We start from the raw sequence: 20436 nt of genomic DNA, 5'->3' as shown, positions 1-20436 counted from the left end.
GTTCCCTTTAAGGAACGATTGATTCATAAGCATTCGTCCAAGAAAATAACCCCGTGTAATGAAGCTTATATCTTAAGCATCCCCCAATTTACGCCAATCCACCAGCTTATCCTGTAAAGACATGGCTCTGGCCGGACTTGACGAGGGTAATGTATCGTACGTTATGTTGATGCCGTTCTCTTGCCTCAACAGCTGTGGAAGCACCTGCTTGCGATAGAGCTGCTCAGCCGTCTTACCATTAAAGAACACCCTCTCTATAGTCGGGTATTCGTTCAGCAGCAGGACAAAATCATTGGCCTCCGGCTTCCGTATATCCGCATCAAGACTGCCCTCCCGCTCACAGCCCGCCAGAACATCCCACAGTCCTACACCCTGCTTCAGTGCAAAATCCAACCGATCCCTGTACGCAGCTGCTGGCGGTCTGCCCTCACCCCAAATGGCATAGAGCAGCGGCCAAAAGTGATTGCGAGGATGCCCATAATACTCCTGCTTGCTTAAGGACACCGCCCCTGGCATTGAGCCCAGGATCAGCGTTCGACTCGATGCATGGATTACTGGCGGCAGCCCCTGCAGCCGATACTCCGCATGACCTTCAGCTTCCATGTTATGACCTCCTTACTTTGCTCTCTATGAGCTGTGCGGCTCCGACAGGCGCCTGTTGCACCTGGTTCATTTAAGCTCCCAGCTCTTTGATCCGCGCCCGCTTCATCGGCCAATTAAGCAGCAGAATTCCGCCAATAAACATTCCGGCTCCGCTCAAAATATACAACGTAATTCGATCGTGGAAAAATAAATAGGACCATACAATCGTAAATAGTATACTGCTGTTGCTGACAAGGATGGCGACGGTGAAGCTCACCCGTTTCATCGCCTGTGCAAACCAGTTAAAGCTTAAGCCTGTGATTAAGCCTAAACCAATCAATGCCAAGATCCCCCAACCGTTAACCGGTCCCGTCATATGCGCTTGAAAAGGCAGCGGTAACGCCATCAGCACAGAGCACCAGAAAAAGACCGAGAAATTCATTTTCCCTGTATCCATGGACTGGATCAGCATCTTTTGACTGAGCACATGCAGCGCGCTTCCGACGGCTGATAGCATATACAATACCGTGACCAGCCCGTTACTTGTCAGCACCTCGCCAATCGGCAAGCCATTCCAGCTAATCGTCACCACCCCGGCTACACACAGGCCAGCAGCCATCCAACCGCGACCTGACACGTATTCCTTGAACACAAACGCCGATATGATCAGCAGCAGCACGGTTTGCAGCGGACCAACTAATATATTACCGTACGAGGAGCCGATCGATAACGCCATATTTTCAAAAAAATAATTGCAGCATTTGCCGATCACACCAATCCAAATCCATTTCATTCCAATATCCAGGCTAAGCCTGCGATGTCTCAGCAGCAGCCATATCCCCAAAAAGACAATCCCGATCCCGAAGCGGGCAAACGTAATCGTCGTGCTGTCTACCATCGAAGCTGCTGTTTTTACCAAAATCCCTACAAAACTCCATGACAGTGTAGCCAATATAAGCAGAAAATACCCCATGATGACATCCGATCCTTTAATATTTAACTACAAGCCCCATCCCATGAGGCCTATATATTGTAGCATAGCTGTATGCGAGGATAAACGGGCTTGTCAGCTTTGGTTTTCAAAAAAATTTCAAAAAATTCAAAAATAGAGTGATCCAAATCCCGACTTTATACGAATACCAATCAAAGCCAACATGAGCAGCGCGACCAACGGGGGGTTTAGATGAATAAATATTACATTGTGTATCGCAAAAAAATTTTGGCTGGGCCTTTGAGTAAGGACGATGCCATCACCAAGCTATTTGAAATGAGCGCAACCTTTAAAGGGCTGAGGGTCCGTTCCTTCTTTGGAAAAAACCAGCCATTGTCGCAAACAGAGGACTTGATGGTGGATGTCACAGACGAGCTTCTAAACCGTATGGAATAAACTACGACCATCGAAGACAAGGATATAGAAAAAAATCCCCCTGACGACCTGGCAGCGCACTTGGTGTGCCATATACCTGATCATTAGGGGGATTCCTGTTTATTCGACTCGCCGCTGCTTATCCGTGGATCAATGATTCCGCTCCATCAATATAAATCTCGGTACCGGTAATATGTGAGGAGTCATGAGAGGCCAGGAATAACGCCAGCTGCGCTACTTGCTCGGCCGACCCCGATTTATGGGCTAACGGCTGGTCGCCTTCGGGATATTGCACAGGAATTTGGACTTCCTTTAATTCCGGCTTTTTAAATGTATTATCGTCAATCGAAGTCTCAATGGCACCCGGGCATATGGCGTTGACACGGATTTTATAACGCGCCAGCTCCAAGGCAGCCATTTTCATAAAAGCTACCTGCCCCGCCTTACTGGAAGCATAAGCACTAAATCCAATATTCGAAAAAACACGATTGCCATTGATCGAACTGTTGATCAGAATACTGCCGCCGCTTTCTTTCAAATAAGGAATCGCATATTTGACAGTCAGAAATGTACCTCTCAGGTTGATATCGATGGTTTTCTGCCAATCCTCGACCTCCATATGCTCAATCGAAGTCATCGCGCCGTTAATCCCGGCATTAGCAAACACAATATCCAAACGACCGTACGTATGCAAAGCCTCTTTATAGGACTCCTCAACATTGTTGGCTTGGGACACATCCGTATGTATAACGACAGCTTCACCACCTGCCGCTATGATCTCATCACGGACTATATTGGCGTTGTCCAGCGTGCGATCGAACAGGCATATTTTGGCGCCATGACGCGCCATCAATAAGGCACTGCCTTTACCGATCCCGGATCCGCCTCCCGTTATTACAGCTACCTTGCCCTGCAGCCTCTGCTGTATGCTTTGCTCTAGTGCGTCGTTTGCATTCATCATGCACAAATCCCTCCACTATTAGGTTTGTTGAATGTTAAGGGCCGTTGAAGGGGCGAATGCACTCCCTTCGATAACGGCATGCGGTGCAATAACCTCGATTTTACCTATACTGCCTTCGATTCGAGTCCCATCCTTAATAATGGCTCCTTCTCCAATAATAGCATAGGCTATATGAACATCACGGCCTATTTTCACATTAGGCATAAGCACGCTATTCACTACCACACTGCCTTCAGCCACCTGAACGCCATAGAACACGACTGTGCGCTGTACGTCGCCAAGCACCGCATTATTCCAATGGGAAAGCGAGGAATCGTGCTCGTCTGTCCGTGAGATGGGAGAACGTCCGCTTCCCATATATTGGTCGCGGCTGTAGGTCTGCCATGCATGAGGATCTGGCTCAAGATGAGGCTCCATATCCTGCTCCAATAGATCCATATGGGCTTCCCACAAACTATCAACTGTACCCACATCACGCCAGTAGCCCTCAAATGGATATGCATACAATTTGCCATCGAGACGCAGCATGCGCGGAATAATATCTTTGCCAAAATCATGGCTCGACTTCGGATTTTCCGAATCCTCAATCAGCATCTTTCGCAAATACGACCATTTGAATATATAAATACCCATCGAAGCGAGAGTGCTCTGAGGCTTGGTCGGCTTCTCAACAAAGTTCACGATACGCATACTCTCATCTACTCCGACGATACCAAAACGATGCGCTTCAGCGAGCGGCACCTCCATGACCGACACCGTTGCATCGGCTCCGCTAGTGGTATGAACGTCTCTTAGCTTGCGATAATCCATCGAATAAATATGGTCACCGGATAAGATCAACACATCTTCCGGGTTATGCTCGTCGATAAAGCTCAGGTTTTTGTAAATAGCATCGGCTGTTCCCAGATAACCGCACGGATCCTCGGGAGACGCCGCCAGCAAAGAAACACCATCCGCATCAGAGCCGTACAAGCCCCAAGGCTCGCCACCGCCTATATGCGTATGCAGCGATTCGGACGCATATTGCGTTAGAACCCCTACGGTATGAATGCCTGAATTCGCACAGTTGCTTAAAGGGAAATCGATAATGCGGTATTCACCCCCGAAGGGAACGGCAGGCTTAGCCAAATTATTCGTCAACGGAGAAAGTCTGCGTCCTTCACCTCCTGCAAGAAGCATGGCAATGCAATCTTTTTTAGACATCAATAATCCCTCCCTGTCATAGGTTGTATGTTCTATTAAACGCTCCTGCGCCTAATTGAAACCGCCGACAGCCTTAAACCCACTTGTTATTCATAGCGAAATACGAATAGACGATTGATCCTCAGCAGGACAATTTTCACCACCATGTAAACGGGAATTGCTAGTAGCATACCCAGAATACCTGCCAAATTTTCACCGACCAGCAGTAATAATACAATCGTCAGCGGATGCACATCCATCCGTTTCCCAAATACATGTGGTGCCAGCAATGTATCGTCCAGTTGTTGGGCGACAATAATGAGCAGGGCTACCCACATCATCATCGGGTACGATTGCGTAAAGGCCACGATCAATGCCGGTACCGCACCAATAATCGGGCCAATGAACGGAATCAGGTTGGTGACAGCAACGATGATTGCGAGGAGCAGCGGGTATGGCAGTCCTATGACCAAAAAGCCAACATAAATCAAAGCACCCAGACAGACGCTGATAATGATACGACCAATAATATAACCGCTCAGCACACCGTCGATTTCCTCCAGCGTTTCTCGAGCTACATGTGTATACCCCTTGGGAAGCATCCCTACCACGTTCTCCATCGCTTTGTGTCCACCAATCAACAAATAATACAAAATGATCGGAATCGTCGTTATCAGCAGTAAAATGCTGGTCATAAAGCTGATCATATTGCTTAAATAATTAGTTGCATACGTAATCGCATTGTTGACATATTCAGCAATTTTGGTAGAGAGATCCCCATGATCTTTCGTGAAATAAGCGGCAAGCAGCCGATTTTGCTGCAGCTTTTCAATCTGCACCTTGGTGCTCTCGACCAATTCAGGTACATTCGTAATAAAATTTTGGATCTGGGCTTGCAGCATCGGGCCGAATGCTACGACAAACAGCACAGTCAGGCTCGTAATGACAAAATAAATCAACAAGGTGCCTACAGCGCGTTTAATGCCTTTTTTCTCCAAAAAGTTAACAAGCGGCCGGATCATATAATATAAAAATCCCGAGATCAAAATCGGCACAAACAAAGTTTGGAACATCATCAGCAGCGGACTAAACAGATAACCGACCCGATCCATCAAATTAAAGATGATTAAAACCAGAATAATACCGATACACAACCGAAAAAATTTATTTTGCAGCATGATAACCACTCCCGTGCAGTTGTTAAAAAAAGTAACCGATCCTACTGTCAGCGTTACTGCAGGGAGCGATATAAAATCCGGTAGCCGAATTCCTCAAGCTGAATAAACATCCGCCCATCCTTCGTCCGCACAGGCTCGCCCGTCAGCGCATCAACCCAATCGTTCGTTTCCATCGGGTGACTCAATATCGTCTTGTCTCCTGTATTGTTCATCCACACCGTAAAATGCACCCGATGGTTTAACCGTTCATAAATAATACGACGATCACCATGCTCCGCTCTCAGAAACCGAAAGCTTCCCGATACGAGCACCTCATGCTTACGCCGCAGCGCAATCAGCAGCTTATAAAAATCGAACAGCTCGCGATCCTGCTTGTCCTCATCCCATTCCATACATTTGCGGCAATCCGGATCCTCTCCACCAGTTAGCCCAATCTCATCTCCATAGAAAATGCACGGTGTCCCCATAAATGTCAGCAAAAATACGACGCACAGCTTTAATCTCCGCTTATTGTATCCGACCCGGTTCATCACCCGAGGGGTATCGTGGCTGCACAATAAATTGAAAATCACTTCGTTTGTCTGCTGCGGATAACGAATCAACAGTCCGCTGATACTGGTTGCAAAGTCAAAACCATCCATTCGGGAATCAGAGAAAAATTCCAGCAGCTTATTCGAGAATGGATAATTCATCACCGAATCAAATTGGTCGCCGAGCAGCCATTTCAGAGAATCGTTCCACACTTCGCCAACAATGTAGGCGTTCGGATTAGCGGCTTTCACGACATCACGAAACTCCCGCCAAAAGTAATGGTCGATTTCATTCGCCACATCCAGACGCCATCCGTCGATACCGACCTCCTTGACCCAATATTCAGCGACCTCCAGCAAATACTTTTTTACAGCAGGATTGGACGTATTCAGCTTAGGCATATGTCCATAAAAGCCGAACGTATCATAGCTCGGAATGCCATCGTTTGTAGCAAGCGGATAGCTGTTTATGTGAAACCAGCCTGCGTATTGCGATTTCCGTCCTTTTTTCAATACGTCCTGAAAAGGAGGAAACTGTTCACTGCAGTGATTGAACACGGCGTCGAGCATAACCTTGATGCCTTTAAGGTGGCAGGCTTGAACCAGCTCATGGAGCAGCGCATTGGTTCCAAAATGGGGGTCTACCTTTTTGTAGTCTACGATATCATATTTATGATTAGAGGGGGCTTCAAATACAGGCGTCAAATACAATGCTGTAATGCCCAGATCCTGCAAATAATCGAGATGGTCAATAATTCCCTGAAGATCGCCGCCAAATGAGTTATCATTAGTCGGTTTACCACCCCATCGCTCGGCGTGGGACGGATTAATCGATGGGTCTCCGTTTGCAAACCGCTCCGGAAAAATCTGATAGAATACAGCTCTCTTCGCCCATTCCGGAACGGTATGTAGGTCGATTTCATGGATATAGGGGATATCATAATAGCCTCCGGTAGGCATGGGTCTGTAGCTCAATACACCATTTTCCGTCAGCCACACCGTCTCAGACCCCGCCCGGATGCGAAAACAATAGGAAACGCGCTTGTTATAAGGCTTGATACTGGCCTCCCAATAATCAAACATTTTGTCTGCACCGGTTTTCTTAAGGGGATATTCCCGATAAAACCGATCCCAGTTATACTTGTCGCCCGTCTCCGCGGTCACTTCCTCCACATCATCCCGTTTCGTTCGAACCCGAACGTGAATCGTATCCTTGTCGTACGCGTAGGCCCAGTTATTTTGGGCAATGTGGTAAAAGCCTTCAAGTAGCATCTAACCATCTCCCCGTCTTCCCATTAGCTTGTATCTATGCTATTACCTTCTCCTTAACCATTTCGGAATTCGCTTAAACAAGCGGCTTTTTCCAACTTGATTAGCCATGAAAAAAAGAGGATATAACGATGTTTGGCATCATTACGTCCTCTTTGTTGGAGCAAACTATCCCTTCATTTACGCTTTTACCCAATGCTAACTGTTATAATACTCCAACTTACACTTTGAATCGATCCGCCGTTCCCTTCAGCTGGCCAGCAGCCTCCATAAGTGTTACCGACCGATCACTTGTTTCTTCAGAATCCTTCAGCTGATGCAAGGACGCATCCGCAAGATGCTGCGCCTGATCGGCTGCAGATCCTGCAATACGCGCTATTTCTTCAATCCCAGCCGTAACTTCCTCTGTACCTGCCGACATCTGCTCAGCCGCCGCTGATACTTCTTCCATCTGTGTAGATACCAAGTGCACCGAATTCAGCATACGCGATAATACCTGCTGCAGCTGCCTAACCTCGTTAACACCGTCCTCAACGTCCGTACCACCCCGCTGCATGGCTTGTACGGCTGCTGTCATCGAGGCCTGAATATCCGTGATACGTTCGTTAATTTGCTGAGCAGATGCTTCCGATTGATCCGCCAGCTTTCTAACCTCACTGGCTACAACTGCAAAGCCCTTGCCTTGCTCGCCTGCCCTCGCCGCTTCGATAGCCGCATTCAGCGCCAGCAAACCGGTCTGTGAAGCGATCCCTGAGATGACCTGTGCCATGCCGCCCACCGCCTGCATGTCCTGCTCGAGCTTTTCAATTGAAAAACCGACTTCCTGCGCGGATTGGCTCAAAGTCATCATCTGGTTGACGGCCTGCCCGGCTGCCCGGCTGCCCTGCTCCGCTTCTCGTACCAATTCCTGCGTCGCTTCCGTCACATCGGCCGAAGCCTCGGCAATACGCTGGATTCCGGTAGCCATCTCTTCCATCGCTCGAGCGCTGTCTTCCGCGCTGGTCGCTTGATGTCCAGCACCCATTGTGAGTTCCTGGACCGTTTGGGACATGAGCTGTGCGTTCGTGTTCGAACGTTCGGCACTGCTCGTCAAATCACTGGAGATCGTGCCGACTTGGTTAGACATCCTGCCTATCGTTCTCATCATCATCTGTAAATGAAAAATAAAGCGGTTAATTTCCTCAGCCAGCCTGTCCATTTCGTCTTTGCCACGAACCGGGATGCGGTAGGTCAAATCTGCTTCCTGAGAGTTCAGATTAATCGCAGCCTTCAGCATAAACTTTAACTTCCGGGATACGATGGCTCCCGATAATATGAATAATAGGATCAATACACCTATGTATAATGCTGCCAGCTCGAGCCCCGATTTTAAACGCTGCTTGTTAATAAACGCATCAGAGCCTTCTTTGGATAAATCAACACGAACCGCTCCCCAGTGCTTGCCGTCAATGGTCAACGGATAAGCCAGGTCCCACCGTTCATACACCTTCTGCTCGACGACCTGCGAATATTTTTGCAGCAGCGGCTTGGTTGTGTCTTGATAGGAAGCCGCCGAGTAACCGACAATATCGTTGAATACACGATTGCCCCGATATTTTTGACTTGCGAGTCCTGTCGCTCCCCAAGCATCCTTAGAATCCTCACCTGTAAGACTCAGCTTCGTATTATGTGTCGCTACATAACCATTAAAGTCGGGATTTGCTGAATACGCAATCGGCACCACAAAAACCACATTTTCATCGACCAAAAAGCCATCGATAACCCGCTTCCAGTGATCATCCGTATACTCATCGTATGCACTTGTATACTTAAGCTCATATTGTGCGAGCGGAATCATCCGTCCGTCAAAAAGCTCTTGCTTTACGTCGCCGTAGGCGGGATCTTTGGAGCGCTTCTCGGCTTCCTTTTGGCTTTCCGGTACGACCTGCAGCTTGTCATTGAACAAGTTCCTCTTCAATTCCTCGCCAGTGAGCTTCTTTCCACTCTTCAAAATCGTCCCGTCCCTGATATCATCCTCAGCAATACTTTGCAATGTTTTGGAGAGAGAAATGACCATGGCGCTCCCTTTTTCAAAAAGCTGTGCTTCTGAATCGACACGAATCTTGTTCCACTCGTAAGCATAAATAGCCCCGATCAATATTAGCAAAATCACACCTGTAAATAACATAAATCGTGCAGTTAATGAATGAGTCCACTTGAGCACAGTAACACCTCCACAATATGCTATAATATTTAATATTATACAATGATATAAGCTAAAAGACCTAATACAAGGGATAACTATGTGTTTTTTAGATGAACATTCGACAAAATATATTTTTTTGTGAACATAGTCTAACTTCAAACATTGCAAAAAGAGACTCCTTACATAACCAGAGCCTCTTTGTCGTAAATTTTCACATGCGCATTCCTAATGATTGGTTACAAGTTACTCCGCCATTTTACCTGCAACGGCTAACAATGGCTGCAGTTCCTTGCTCATCGCTTTTTCCAGATAAGGTTCCGCGCTTAGCAGGCTGCGGAATTCCATATAGCTTCGAGCTGCTGCAGCCAGTTCATCAGCCTTCGGTGCGGCTGCCTTGACTGCGCGGATCAATATATTTTTGGGCGTATGCTCCATATCGATAAACTCAAGCAGTTGTGTTTTATAACCCAATAGATCAAGCAGGCTGGCACGTATCGCGTCGGTTGCGAGCGCTGAGAATCGTTCCTTCAGGATGCCATGCTGCAGAAGCGGAGCTAATACTGGAGCCTCCACCTGTCGAAACAATTCATGCTGACAGCAAGGCACCGACATAATAACACCAGCCTGCCAGCGGATGGCTTTCTCCAGCGCAGCATCAGTAGCCGTATCGCAGGCATGCAGGGTGACGACCATATCCACTTGCTCCAACCCGTCATACTGAGCGATATCTCCAACGAGAAACTGGAGGCCTTCATAGCCAAAGCGTTCAGCTAAATCGCTGCAATGACGGATTACATCCTCTTTGAGATCCAATCCGATAACGCGAAGATCGAAGCCCTGTATCTCCTTCAAGTAGTGGTACAGCGCAAAGGTCAAATAGGATTTTCCGCAGCCAAAATCAATGATGTTCAATGTTCGGTCTGTTGGCAGATGCGGTACAATATCAGCGATCAGCTCGACAAATCGATTAATTTGCCGAAATTTATCGTACTTGGGTGCAAGCACCTTGCCTGAGGCATTCATGATCCCAAGCTCAACTAGAAATGGTACAGGCGTGCCTTCCTCCAGTAAATAATTTTTCTTGCGATTGTGGGTAAGCTCGGCAGCTTGCTTCTTCGTGGGCGGCTTGGTCAAGATACCCAGCTTGCCCTTCTTGCTGATCAGCACCTGATAATCGGCATCCTTAGTCTGAAGCAGCCCCTGCCGAAATGCTTCTGACAGCAACCGTTGAATCTGAGCGGCGGCAGCATCGGGCCGCATGTTGTCATGCAGCACTTTATTACCACAATAGGAGCTGAACTGATAATGCAGCTCTCCTTTTAAGATGAGCGGCTTCACCATCACCTTGCTGCAATCGGAGAGATTATTCGGACGAGGCTGACTAAAGGTACCTTGAATCAGCGATTGCTTGGTTATGACCTCGTCAACAAGTGTTTCCATGGATAACATATAGATCATTTCTCCGTTCATTCTGTTCTTTCATACTTTCGGTGCTTCAAAATTCACTCGCTGTATCCGAGCGTCTATTCAGACTTAACCGTTATTGAATCCTACTGGAAGTTGGGCTTCAACCGGATAATTTGGTCATCCTCAGCACCTGGGCTACCGCGACCGTCACGATTGTTCGTCATAATATAGATCGAGCCATCAGGCCCCTCCATCACATTGCGAATACGGCCCAGCTCATTCTTGAGCAGTGGCTCCAGCTGTTGAATCGATTGCTGGTCACTGCCCAGTACGACCCGCAGTAGTTGAGCCCCTCGCAGGTTGGCTGCGAGCAGATTCCCTTTCCAGGGTCCTTGGGTAACAAAAGTAATACCCGATGGAGCCCAGGTTTCATTCCCGCTATGCACAAGCGGCTGCTTAAGTGTTCCCGGACCGAGATTGCTCTTGTCCTTGGCCGCAATCTCAGACTCGTCACCCTCGATAAGCGGCCAGCCGTAATTCGCTCCGGGCTCAATCAAGTTAAACTCGTCATGAGCTGACTGCCCATGCTCTGTGCTGAACAGCTTGCCTGTCACCGGATGCCAGGCCAAGCCTTGCGGGTTCCTGTGTCCCAATGAATACACGGGAGAAGCGGGAAACGGATTATCCCGGGGGATAGTGCCGTCTGGGTGGATGCGCAATATTTTCCCGCCCAGTTGACTCTGATCCTGAGCAATCGAGGATTGACCGGCGTCTCCGCTGGTGATGTATAGCATGCCGTCCGGGCCTATTTTGACTCGCCCACCATCGTGCGTTCTGGCACCAGGCAGCTTGTCGATAATGACTTTATCGAGCTGCAATTGATTGTTGCTTTCGATCATGCGCAGCACCTGATTGCGGGTTTCTCCGCCTTCTTCGTAGGTGTGATAGACATACATAGCATGATTAGTCGCGAAGTCCTTGTCCAGCACCAGTCCGAGTAGTCCCGACTCGCCTTCCTGAAGAAAAGGCTTCTCGAACCGATAAACAGGCTGTCCCACGAGTTTGCCCTTATCGATGACTCGGATAACGCCTCCGCGTTCCGTAAAGAAAATCCGCCCATCCGGTGCGATATCCATATCCCAAGGCACATTCAGCTTCGAAGCGAATACCTCCTGTGTATAGGGAATTGCCGTATTCACAGCCCCAGCTTGCGGTTGCGACCCATCTTTGGGCTGCGAAGTAGTGGAACCTGTACTACCACCCGTTCCTGCTGCAGGCACCGACGTCGGTGGAGCCGTCACGGCAGGCGGTTGGGATTGCGTATCGATGGAGGCTCCACTGCAGCCCGTTATTAACGCAATCACCATAGACATCGCAGCGGTGATCATCCATTCGTTCAAGCTATTGAGTCCACTCATGATTCGTCATTCCTCCTATATGTCAGGAATAAAAACGTTGGAGGCAGCAATGTCCATACCGACCTCCGTCTCCATTTACCAGAACAAGTCACGGTGCCCAGCCAGCCGCGCTACGCCCTCGGCAAAATAATAGTCGCCATAAATAAGTGGCACGTTGACATTTTTCCCTTCCGGGAAATGTGAGGTCCCTTGAACAATAAGTCCTTCCTCCGTTTCCGAATCCCATGCTCCGTAATTCACATACAAGGAGTGAAGGATGCGCTCCCCAGCCTTACGGTAAAGTGCCGATTCCTGACCGCTTACCTGATCGCTAAGCAGCAGCAGACCGCAGGCTGCGCAAGCACCGGCAGACGTATCGCGGTAAGCAGGCACACCCTCCGGCAAGCGGAAATCCCAATGAGGTACATGATCTTCCGGCAAGTTGGCCAGGAAGAAATGCGCCGCGCGTTTGGCCGCATTCAAGTAATTTTCGTCAGCCGTATGCTGATAGCTCAAGCTCATGCCGTAGATCGCCCAAGCCGTACCGCGCGACCACCCTGAATCAGGTGCATAGCCTTGGCCACCTTTTACTTCCAGCTTCTCTCCGGTTTCCGGATCAAATATGACGATATGATTCACCGATCCATCCGGGCGAATGAAATGCTCGAGCGCCATATTGGCGTGACGCACCGCCACATGCTTGTAGCGGGGGTCACCTGTAACCGCTGCTGCCCAATGCAGCAGCGGCAGGTTCATCATGCAGTCGATGATCGCCCATCCGGCATTCTGCTCACCTTCACGCCATGGATTCCAGGCACGTATATAATTGCCTTGTACGTTAAAACGGGCTGCGAGCAGATTGGCTGCAAGCAGGGCACGGCGCTTGGAATCCTCTGCACCAAGCAGCTTGTAGCGGGCCAGACTTGTAAGTGTCCACATGAAGCCAATATCATGATCAAGCTTGTAATAATCAGTCACCACTTGATCCAACTGCCGCTCGCAGGACTCGGCCAGCTGTTTTAAAGCCTCATCCTTCGTATCGCGGTAAACAAGCCACAGCAGCCCCGGCCAGAATCCAGCCGTCCACCAGGAAGCAGGCTCCAGCTTATACACACCATCCACACTTGCATGCGGGAATCCGTCTCCAATCCGGCTGCTCGTTCGCTTCACCTTATTAACTGTTTGGTTCCAAGCTTCCTTTACCCAATCCGGCTGCTGGTGCTCCGATGCTGTCATCTTGCTTCCACTCCCTGTTTTATCTATGATTTAGTTCCATTGTAAACGCTGCTCCGATCAATCGCAAACAGTTCACTTACTTATCGTTAGTTAGCGCAAGAACAAGCAAAAAAGAGCACTGCCGCAGCAGTGCTCCTTCTATTATTTTACCGTTAATCGTGTTGTTGTTAGGAATTGCCCAGAAAAGCCTCCAGCATCCACGTATGTTTCTCCAGACTGGCATGAATCGAGAGCAGTAAATCTCCGGTCGTTTCGTCACCGGCCTTCTCTGCGATTTCCATCCCTTCCTTCAACTGATCGTTGATCAAATTGAAGTCAGCTACAACTGCGCGGACCATATCTTCAGCCTTCTCGTTGCCCTGTGCCTCTTTGATATCGGATTCCTTCAAGAATCCCGCCATTGTGGCCAGCGGCTGACCGTGTAAGGTTAGCAAACGCTCTGCAATCGCATCAAAATGCAGCGTCGTTTCATTATATAGCTCTTCCAGTTTAATATGCAGAGTGAAAAAGTTAGGTCCTTTAACGTACCAATGGAAATTGTGCAATTTGATATACAGCACACCAAAGTTCGCCACCTGATGATTCAATACTTTTTCCAATTGACTTGCTGGAGCTTTTACTGCATTAGCCATAATTGCCACTCTCCTCAAATAATTTATGTACTTTTCTGAACTGAACTCTCTCTTCTTATATAACCTTTAATATCACATCTGAAACGCTTATGCTAGTATCTCCTATTTTCCCGTCGCTATGTGCCTTTTCCCGATCCCGTTCGAAAGCGGCTGCCCTTGCCCAGCCAACGATAGCTTTTTCTGATCATATTGAGAAGATGCTCAGGGATAGGAAGCTTATGAAAGACGGGGAAATAAAACCGGTTATAGGCGGTCTTGACATCATCCCACATCGTGCAGGGGTCCTCCTTCAGAAAATCCGATACATCGACGACTTTACCGCGACCGTGGTCCAGCATCACGTTTTTACCATGAACATCATGTGGATGTAAGCCACGTTCGCGGGCATAATCCAGCGCTGAATCGATATCCCTGATCGCCTGCTTCGGAATATGGATACCGCGCAGCAGACAGTTATAAAAGGTGAAGCCTCTCAGACGCTTCAATACCAAATAACGCTCCCCCACGTGAAGGCACTCCGAGTATGCAGGATGCGATCCGAGCCTGCGGTATACCTCTGCCTCTTCCTCAATCCCCGGACGACCAGGTGCATATACCTTGACTACCCATTCTTCAAAATCAGGATGTCTCACAACGGCTGCATAATTGCCCGCACCCAGCAGCACCCACGGAGGCGGAACCTGACGGACAACGATAGGATTTAACGGATCCACACTTTCAATACGTATGTGCGGCACTAATCCCCGCTCTACCTGCTCAATCAATTCCTCCAACATGGGCGGCGATTCCTCCCTCTTTGTGATCCTGACCAACAACGTTTCATCCATTCCCTTATTATTCCTTTTCATTAGCATATCAAAATTTCATAATATCGGCGACAGCAATCTGGCAACCGATTCTGCAGCACGCAGCAGCTTATTGCGACAATCATAGCTTTCACAGGTCATCAAGCTACAGTCCTGCATATCCCGTTCAAACGTTACCTCAAGCTTTGAGGCCACATCCGTTCCGTACAGGAAAGCCGTTATTTCGAAATTGAGCTCAAAGCTGCGGTTATCCATATTGGCTGTGCCTACTGCGGCCGCTTCTCCATCCACAACGATCGTTTTGGCATGCAAAAAACCCTTTTCATACATATAGCATTTGGCGCCCGCTCTCAGCAAGTCACCAATATGCGCATAGGATGCCCACTGGACCAATCGATGGTCTCCTTTTTTGGGAATCATAATCCGCACATCAATACCCGATAAGGCCGCAATTCGCAGTGCATTCAGCACACCCTCATCAGGAACAAAATAAGGTGTTTGCACATAGATTCGTTTTTTCGCCTGAAAGATCATCTTGATATAGCCGTTCTTGATCTGCTGCTTATCGGAGTTGGGACCGCTGGACACAACCTGAACCGCAGTACGTGCCACGTCCCTCATCTCCGGGAACAGCACCGGCTCAAAGGAGAGCGTCTGATTGGAAGCGACATCCCAGTCACGCATGAATTGAATTTGCAAACGATGCACCGCATCCCCGTATATCATCAAATGGGTGTCCCGCCAGTAACCTATCTTTTTGTTCAAGCCCAAATATTCATCTCCGATATTAAAACCGCCGATAAAACCGATCTTCCCATCCATAATCGCAATTTTACGATGGTTTCGGTAGTTGAATCGAAAGTTCAGGTACGGAATTTTGGAAGGAAAAAAGGAATATACACTCCCGCCTGCTTCCCTCAGCGGCAACAGCAGCTTGCGACTGATGTCAAGCGATCCGATATCGTCATACAGCAGCCGTACCTCCACACCTTCCTTCGCCTTGCGTGTTAATGCTTCAATCAACCGTCGTCCGGTATCGTCATTGCCCACTTTATAATAGAGCAGATGGATATGCTGCTGTGCCTGATCAATTTTGTCCAGCAGCATCTCAAACTTGCGTTTGCCATCGGTCAGCAGCGTGACCTCATTGTTCTGGGTCAATGGCGAAACACTACTGAGCAGATTCATATAAATTAAATGACGGAAATTCGACACCACAGGATCATGGTACACATACGTTTCATTTTCAATGGCTACCCTCTGGTCCTCCAATTCCTCCCGAACCCAGCGCTCCATCCTCGGTTTCAACCTGTACACCTTTTGTCGCGCAAGGTTTTGTCCAATAAAAATATAAATAATACAGCCAATCAACGGCAGCAGCAGCAGCAGCATGAGCCACGCCCAGGTAACGCCCACGTTGCGTCTTTCCAGAAAAATAATGACCGCAGCAAATAACAGGTTAATGACAGGAATCCAGTTATTAATAAATTTCCATACAGGAACGACCCAATCGTCTATAAATGGCAACCACCGCACCCCCAACATTGGTCTTCTTATCTAACTATATACTTCTAAAGATACCATACCTGATGTGGGAAAACGAAAGCTGACGATCTGGTGCGACGCACAATAATTTTAAGCATGTATAGCAACCTCCTTCGAACTGCAATGAGCTGCCACGATTCGACTATTTTCAGCTTATTTGGGCACTGATGCAGGATTCCATTGTCATCTATAGAAATTACCTATATATACCTTTATTTGTAAGGTAAACCTTACAGTTTAGCCTAGGAGGCGTTATTTTGAAGAAGATCGTAAATGTCGCGTTATCGGCACTACTGTTGTTGGGTATTTGGAGTATCCCACCTGTTCATGCTCAATCGTATGATACAGAGACGACTCCGAGCTTGGCATGGGCCGCAGACAGCACGACAGCACAATCATCACTAAGATCATCAAGCGATTTGAATGCCAACTCCATGTATACTGCCGTCACCGATAAAGCAGCAATGCTGCCCGACCAAGTACTCGTGAAGTATAAAAAAGGAAGCCCATCTGCCCATGCTCCTTCCCAGGCATCATCGCAGATTTCGACTCAATCCATGGAAACCGATGCCAGTATCGGTGCGGTCAGACTGGAATTGCCTGTGGGCTCTGATGTATGGCAGACGATCAAAGAGCTGCATGGCAATCCTGATGTGGAATATGCGCAGCCCGTATATGTGTACAGCTTATCAGCACCCAGCGTTTCTGCCGTTGTATATGCCAATGACCTGCAACCCCAGCAGTGGGGCATCCAGGCTGCCCATCTAGACCCGCTCTGGGAAAAGGTATCCGCAGATAAGCGCAAGGACATCGTAATTGCCATTGTCGATTCCGGGGTTGATCTGAACCACCCCGATCTTAAAAACAGCCTTGAGCCGGGAGCTAACTTCGTTAACCCATCTCTCCCGACAGCGAACGCGAATGATGATAATGGACATGGCACTCATGTAGCAGGAATTGCTGCTGCCATTACGAACAACGGCCTTGGAATTGCAGGCGTTGCAGGTGGTGTCCGCATCCTTCCGATTAAAGTAACCAACGCCAAAGGTACAGGCAACTCCCGATCGATTGGGCTCGGCATTATTGAAGCTGCTGATCGCGGAGCCAGTGTTATTAATTTAAGTCTGGGCGGCGACAGCATCGATCCTTATTTGCAGGATGCCGTTCAGTACGCACAGAAAAAAGGTGCGATTGTCGTAGCAGCCTCCGGTAATGAAAGCAATCATGCAACTGGTGTTCATGCTCCAGTCGCTTATCCGGCTGCTTATCCCGGTGTAATCAGTGTCGGTGCGATTGATGAACCTGACCCTGACGATATTACGAATAACAACACAGGAGCCTATAGGTATGCATACTTCACCAATACAGGCCCCGAGCTTAAGGTTGTCGCACCAGGCGTAAACATATACAGCACAGTGCCCGGTGGAGCCTACGCTATCAAAAGCGGCACCTCCATGGCAACTCCCTATGTCACCGGCTTAGCAGCTATGCTGAAGGCGGCCAATCCAAAGCTGAATGCAGATCAAATTCAAACCATTATTACAAACACCGCAACCGATTTGGGTGTGCCCGGCAGGGATGATATTTATGGAAATGGATTGATTGATGGTGGGCGTGCGTTCACCACACCACGACTTGAACTGAATTACCTGCAGCCATCACAGCCTACTGTGGCTACCAATACGTATATGTATATGCCTGTTACCATCCATGCAAATGATTACAATGGTCAAGTGAATGCCACGATTCAATCTGCCTCGGCAGGCAACGTAGTATTGAAAGTAAACCAGTATGACTCAAGTACCGGGCAATGGACTCCAGCTATACCTTCGCTTGACCGCGAGGTTTCGCTATCCGGAGGCACCGCCTTCGTCGGGCTGGAGCTACCATTGAATAATCAATTGTACAGCGTGAGCGCCGTGCAGCAATCAGCAGCAGACAATCAGTTGTATGTACCGTCAAGTCCGCTTTATTCTAAAGCCATGCTGCCTTCCGGCGATAGCAGCCTTAAAGCGCTCAGCTTGAATCAGGGGCAAATGGCTTTATCCCCTGCATTTCAGGCAGAACGCGGCTATTATGAAATACCGGATCAGGAAAATGCAGTAACGTCCGTACAGATCAGTGCAGCCGCAAACTCAACTGCCGCCAAAATCAGCATCAACGGTCAAGCATTAGGTGCAGCAGAAGGTTCAAGCACCGTAACTCTTAAGGAGGGCTACAACTCGATTACGATTACGGTGACAGCGGAAAATCTCACCACCCAAATCTACACGGTGTCCATTTACCGGAAATACTTGCCTTCAAATAACTATATCAGCTCCATCTATTATGATTCCGGGTCTATCACTCCGCAGTTCAGCAGAGATACCCTTAATTACACGCTTTATGTCGATAACTCGATTACAAGCATCGGATTTGGAGCGCTATTGGAAAATAAAGCTTCTACCATGCTCATCGACAGCACACCTGTTGCCAGTGGCCTTATAGTGAGGAATACCGTACCGTTCCAGGTAGGAAGCAATTCACGTCAAGTTAAAGTGATAGCTCCTGACAGTACGATACGTGTCTATACATTTAATATTATCCGATTGAGTGGATCTTTAGGCAGTACGCTGAAAAGTGTCGTGCTAGACGGCGGGATTTCGATCAGTCCTTCGTTTAATCCAGAGCAGACCAGCTACCGAGCTGCAGTCAGTTCAATCGCAACCCAAATTACCGTCAAACTGGAGCCGATGGTCTCCACAGCTGCGGTGAAATTGAATGATACGGTAATAGCTGCGGGTAATTCAGGGGTTGTCCAATTGAATTCCGGCGATACGTCATTCACGGCTACCGTATCTGCGGTGACTGGCGAAACCAAAACCTATACGTTCTCCTTGATTCGTCCTGTATCAACAAGCACAGGTGTCACTGGTGGTGGTGGAGGAGGTGGTGGTGGATTTGGCATAATCCCCACAATGGGTGGAACTACTACTACCGACACGAGTGCATCTACTGTCGTTGTAGTGAAGGCTCCCAATGAGCAATTAAAAATGGAGCTGGAGTCTTCAGCGTCAACTCAAGTCACAATCGATGGCAAAACGGCCAATACGGGTACTGGGCTGCAAATTGAATTCGATGCCTCTATCCTGATGCTCGCCGCCGAAAAAAATAAATCGGTCGTTATCGATACTGGACGTCAGTTATTCCAACTCCCGCCAGGAGCTGTTCCCGCGACTGACGGCAGTGCTGTCGTTACATTCAGTGTACTCCCAACCACGGGGACGACTGCATTAAGTAAGAAACCGAATCAGGCGAGAGACATTTCTTCGGTCTATGATTTCAACCTGACCCTCGGTGCTCTGCCGGTCCATGTCTTTGTCAAACCACTTTCCATCCAATGGAAGGTTGATCTTCCTCAGGACGCACAGCTGCCCAAGCTTGGGGTGTTCACTTTTAATGAAGCCAAGCAAAGCTGGGATTATGTAGGCGGGAAGGCTGCAGCTGATGGCAGCTTTACTTTCTCTACGAATCACTTTTCACAATATGTGATATTGGAAAACAATAAAACATTTACGGACATGACCACACATTGGGCAAAAAGCGAGGTTGAGCTGCTAGCTTCCAAAACTATTGTAACGGGAATTACCGACCAAACATTTGGCCCGGAACAAAAGCTGACCCGTGCCGAATTCGCAGCACTGCTCGTCAGAACGCTTGGCCTCCAAACGTCAAAGAGCACGGGGACGTTTCAGGATGTGAAGTCTGGGGACTGGTTCAACGATATGGTTTATCAGGCTTATGACGCCGGAATCATTGAAGGCTTGGATGCCACGACCTTTGCACCTAACCAGCTCATTTCCCGCGAGCAGATGGCGGTAATGATCATCAGAGCCTACAGCAGGGGGACGGGTAAACCAGTGAGCGAGATCACTGCTACACAGGAGATCAAGTTCACCGACGACAACCAAACTGGCAGCTGGGCGCGGAGCAGTGTTCAACTTGCTAGTGGGATCGGCCTTTTGAGTGGATTTCCAGATGGCACGTTTAAACCTTCAGACACAGCCAGTCGTGCCGAAGCCGCAGTTGTTATCAAGCGTCTGCTTGATTTAACTGGCAAATAGTCAGTAATTAAGTCCCCACTATGCACATCGTAATATTGAGATACAAAATAACCTCCA

At 48.5% G+C, this 20436-nt stretch carries 15 protein-coding genes; 2 read left to right on the top strand and 13 right to left on the bottom strand.

Annotated features, from left to right (window positions below; translation table 11 throughout):
* Nucleotides 1-72: 72 nt before the first annotated feature.
* Both NST47_RS02730 and NST47_RS02725 read right to left on the bottom strand, forming a co-directional pair.
* Nucleotides 73-603: a DNA-deoxyinosine glycosylase gene (locus tag NST47_RS02730; RefSeq protein WP_341153843.1), complete on the bottom strand. Its 531-nt coding sequence runs from the start codon at nt 601-603 to the stop codon at nt 73-75.
* A gap of 70 nt (nt 604-673) precedes the next feature.
* Nucleotides 674-1555, bottom strand: a complete 882-nt coding sequence (locus NST47_RS02725) for a DMT family transporter (RefSeq protein WP_341153842.1) — start codon at nt 1553-1555, stop codon at nt 674-676.
* A 210-nt stretch (nt 1556-1765) separates the two neighbouring features.
* On the opposite strand from NST47_RS02725, the gene NST47_RS02720 reads away from it, so the two are divergent.
* Nucleotides 1766-1969 (top strand): hypothetical protein, encoded by a 204-nt coding sequence (locus NST47_RS02720; RefSeq protein WP_341153841.1) that lies wholly within the window; start codon nt 1766-1768, stop codon nt 1967-1969.
* A 118-nt stretch (nt 1970-2087) separates the two neighbouring features.
* Here NST47_RS02720 and NST47_RS02715 read toward each other — a convergent pair whose 3' ends face one another.
* The 11 genes from NST47_RS02715 to cls all read right to left on the bottom strand — a co-directional run bounded on the left by NST47_RS02715 (nt 2088) and on the right by cls (nt 16276).
* Nucleotides 2088-2906 carry an SDR family oxidoreductase gene (locus tag NST47_RS02715; protein WP_341159591.1) on the bottom strand — a complete coding sequence of 273 codons (819 nt, stop codon included), beginning with the start codon at nt 2904-2906 and terminating at the stop codon, nt 2088-2090.
* Between the two features lie 21 nt (nt 2907-2927).
* On the bottom strand, nt 2928-4112 hold the full coding sequence (locus NST47_RS02710) for a glucose-1-phosphate adenylyltransferase (protein WP_341153840.1): 1185 nt from the start codon (nt 4110-4112) through the stop codon (nt 2928-2930).
* A gap of 86 nt (nt 4113-4198) precedes the next feature.
* A complete protein-coding gene (locus tag NST47_RS02705; RefSeq protein ID WP_076235789.1) occupies nt 4199-5269 on the bottom strand; it encodes an AI-2E family transporter in 1071 nt (356 codons plus the stop codon).
* A 53-nt stretch (nt 5270-5322) separates the two neighbouring features.
* A complete protein-coding gene (locus NST47_RS02700) occupies nt 5323-7071 on the bottom strand; it encodes an alpha-glycosidase (RefSeq protein WP_341153839.1) in 1749 nt (582 codons plus the stop codon).
* A gap of 217 nt (nt 7072-7288) precedes the next feature.
* The gene (locus tag NST47_RS02695; protein ID WP_341153838.1) at nt 7289-9271 is read right to left on the bottom strand and encodes a methyl-accepting chemotaxis protein; all 1983 of its coding nucleotides are present in this window, start codon (nt 9269-9271) and stop codon (nt 7289-7291) included.
* Nucleotides 9272-9496: 225 nt separating this feature from the next.
* The gene (locus NST47_RS02690; protein WP_341153837.1) at nt 9497-10702 is read right to left on the bottom strand and encodes a class I SAM-dependent methyltransferase; all 1206 of its coding nucleotides are present in this window, start codon (nt 10700-10702) and stop codon (nt 9497-9499) included.
* Between the two features lie 101 nt (nt 10703-10803).
* Nucleotides 10804-12078 carry a PQQ-dependent sugar dehydrogenase gene (locus NST47_RS02685; RefSeq protein ID WP_341153836.1) on the bottom strand — a complete coding sequence of 425 codons (1275 nt, stop codon included), beginning with the start codon at nt 12076-12078 and terminating at the stop codon, nt 10804-10806.
* 75 nt (nt 12079-12153) lie between these two features.
* Nucleotides 12154-13293, bottom strand: a complete 1140-nt coding sequence (locus NST47_RS02680) for a glycoside hydrolase family 88 protein (RefSeq protein WP_341153835.1) — start codon at nt 13291-13293, stop codon at nt 12154-12156.
* 167 nt (nt 13294-13460) lie between these two features.
* Nucleotides 13461-13925, bottom strand: coding sequence for a Dps family protein (locus NST47_RS02675; protein WP_341153834.1), 465 nt, complete (start codon nt 13923-13925; stop codon nt 13461-13463).
* 116 nt (nt 13926-14041) lie between these two features.
* Nucleotides 14042-14701, bottom strand: coding sequence for a serine/threonine protein kinase (locus tag NST47_RS02670; RefSeq protein WP_341153833.1), 660 nt, complete (start codon nt 14699-14701; stop codon nt 14042-14044).
* An 87-nt stretch (nt 14702-14788) separates the two neighbouring features.
* Nucleotides 14789-16276 (bottom strand): cardiolipin synthase, encoded by a 1488-nt coding sequence (gene cls, locus NST47_RS02665; RefSeq protein WP_341153832.1) that lies wholly within the window; start codon nt 16274-16276, stop codon nt 14789-14791.
* 257 nt (nt 16277-16533) lie between these two features.
* On the opposite strand from cls, the gene NST47_RS02660 reads away from it, so the two are divergent.
* Entirely contained in the window at nt 16534-20379 is a 3846-nt protein-coding gene (locus tag NST47_RS02660; RefSeq protein ID WP_341153831.1) for a S8 family serine peptidase, read from the top strand.
* The last annotated feature ends 57 nt before the right edge of the window (nt 20380-20436 follow it).

This window comes from Paenibacillus sp. FSL H8-0034, assembly GCF_038000305.1.
Classification (GTDB): Bacteria; Bacillota; Bacilli; order Paenibacillales; family NBRC-103111; genus Paenibacillus_S.
The sequence above is the reverse complement of the archived record's forward strand: the minus strand, read 5'-3'. Positions and strand labels throughout refer to the sequence as shown.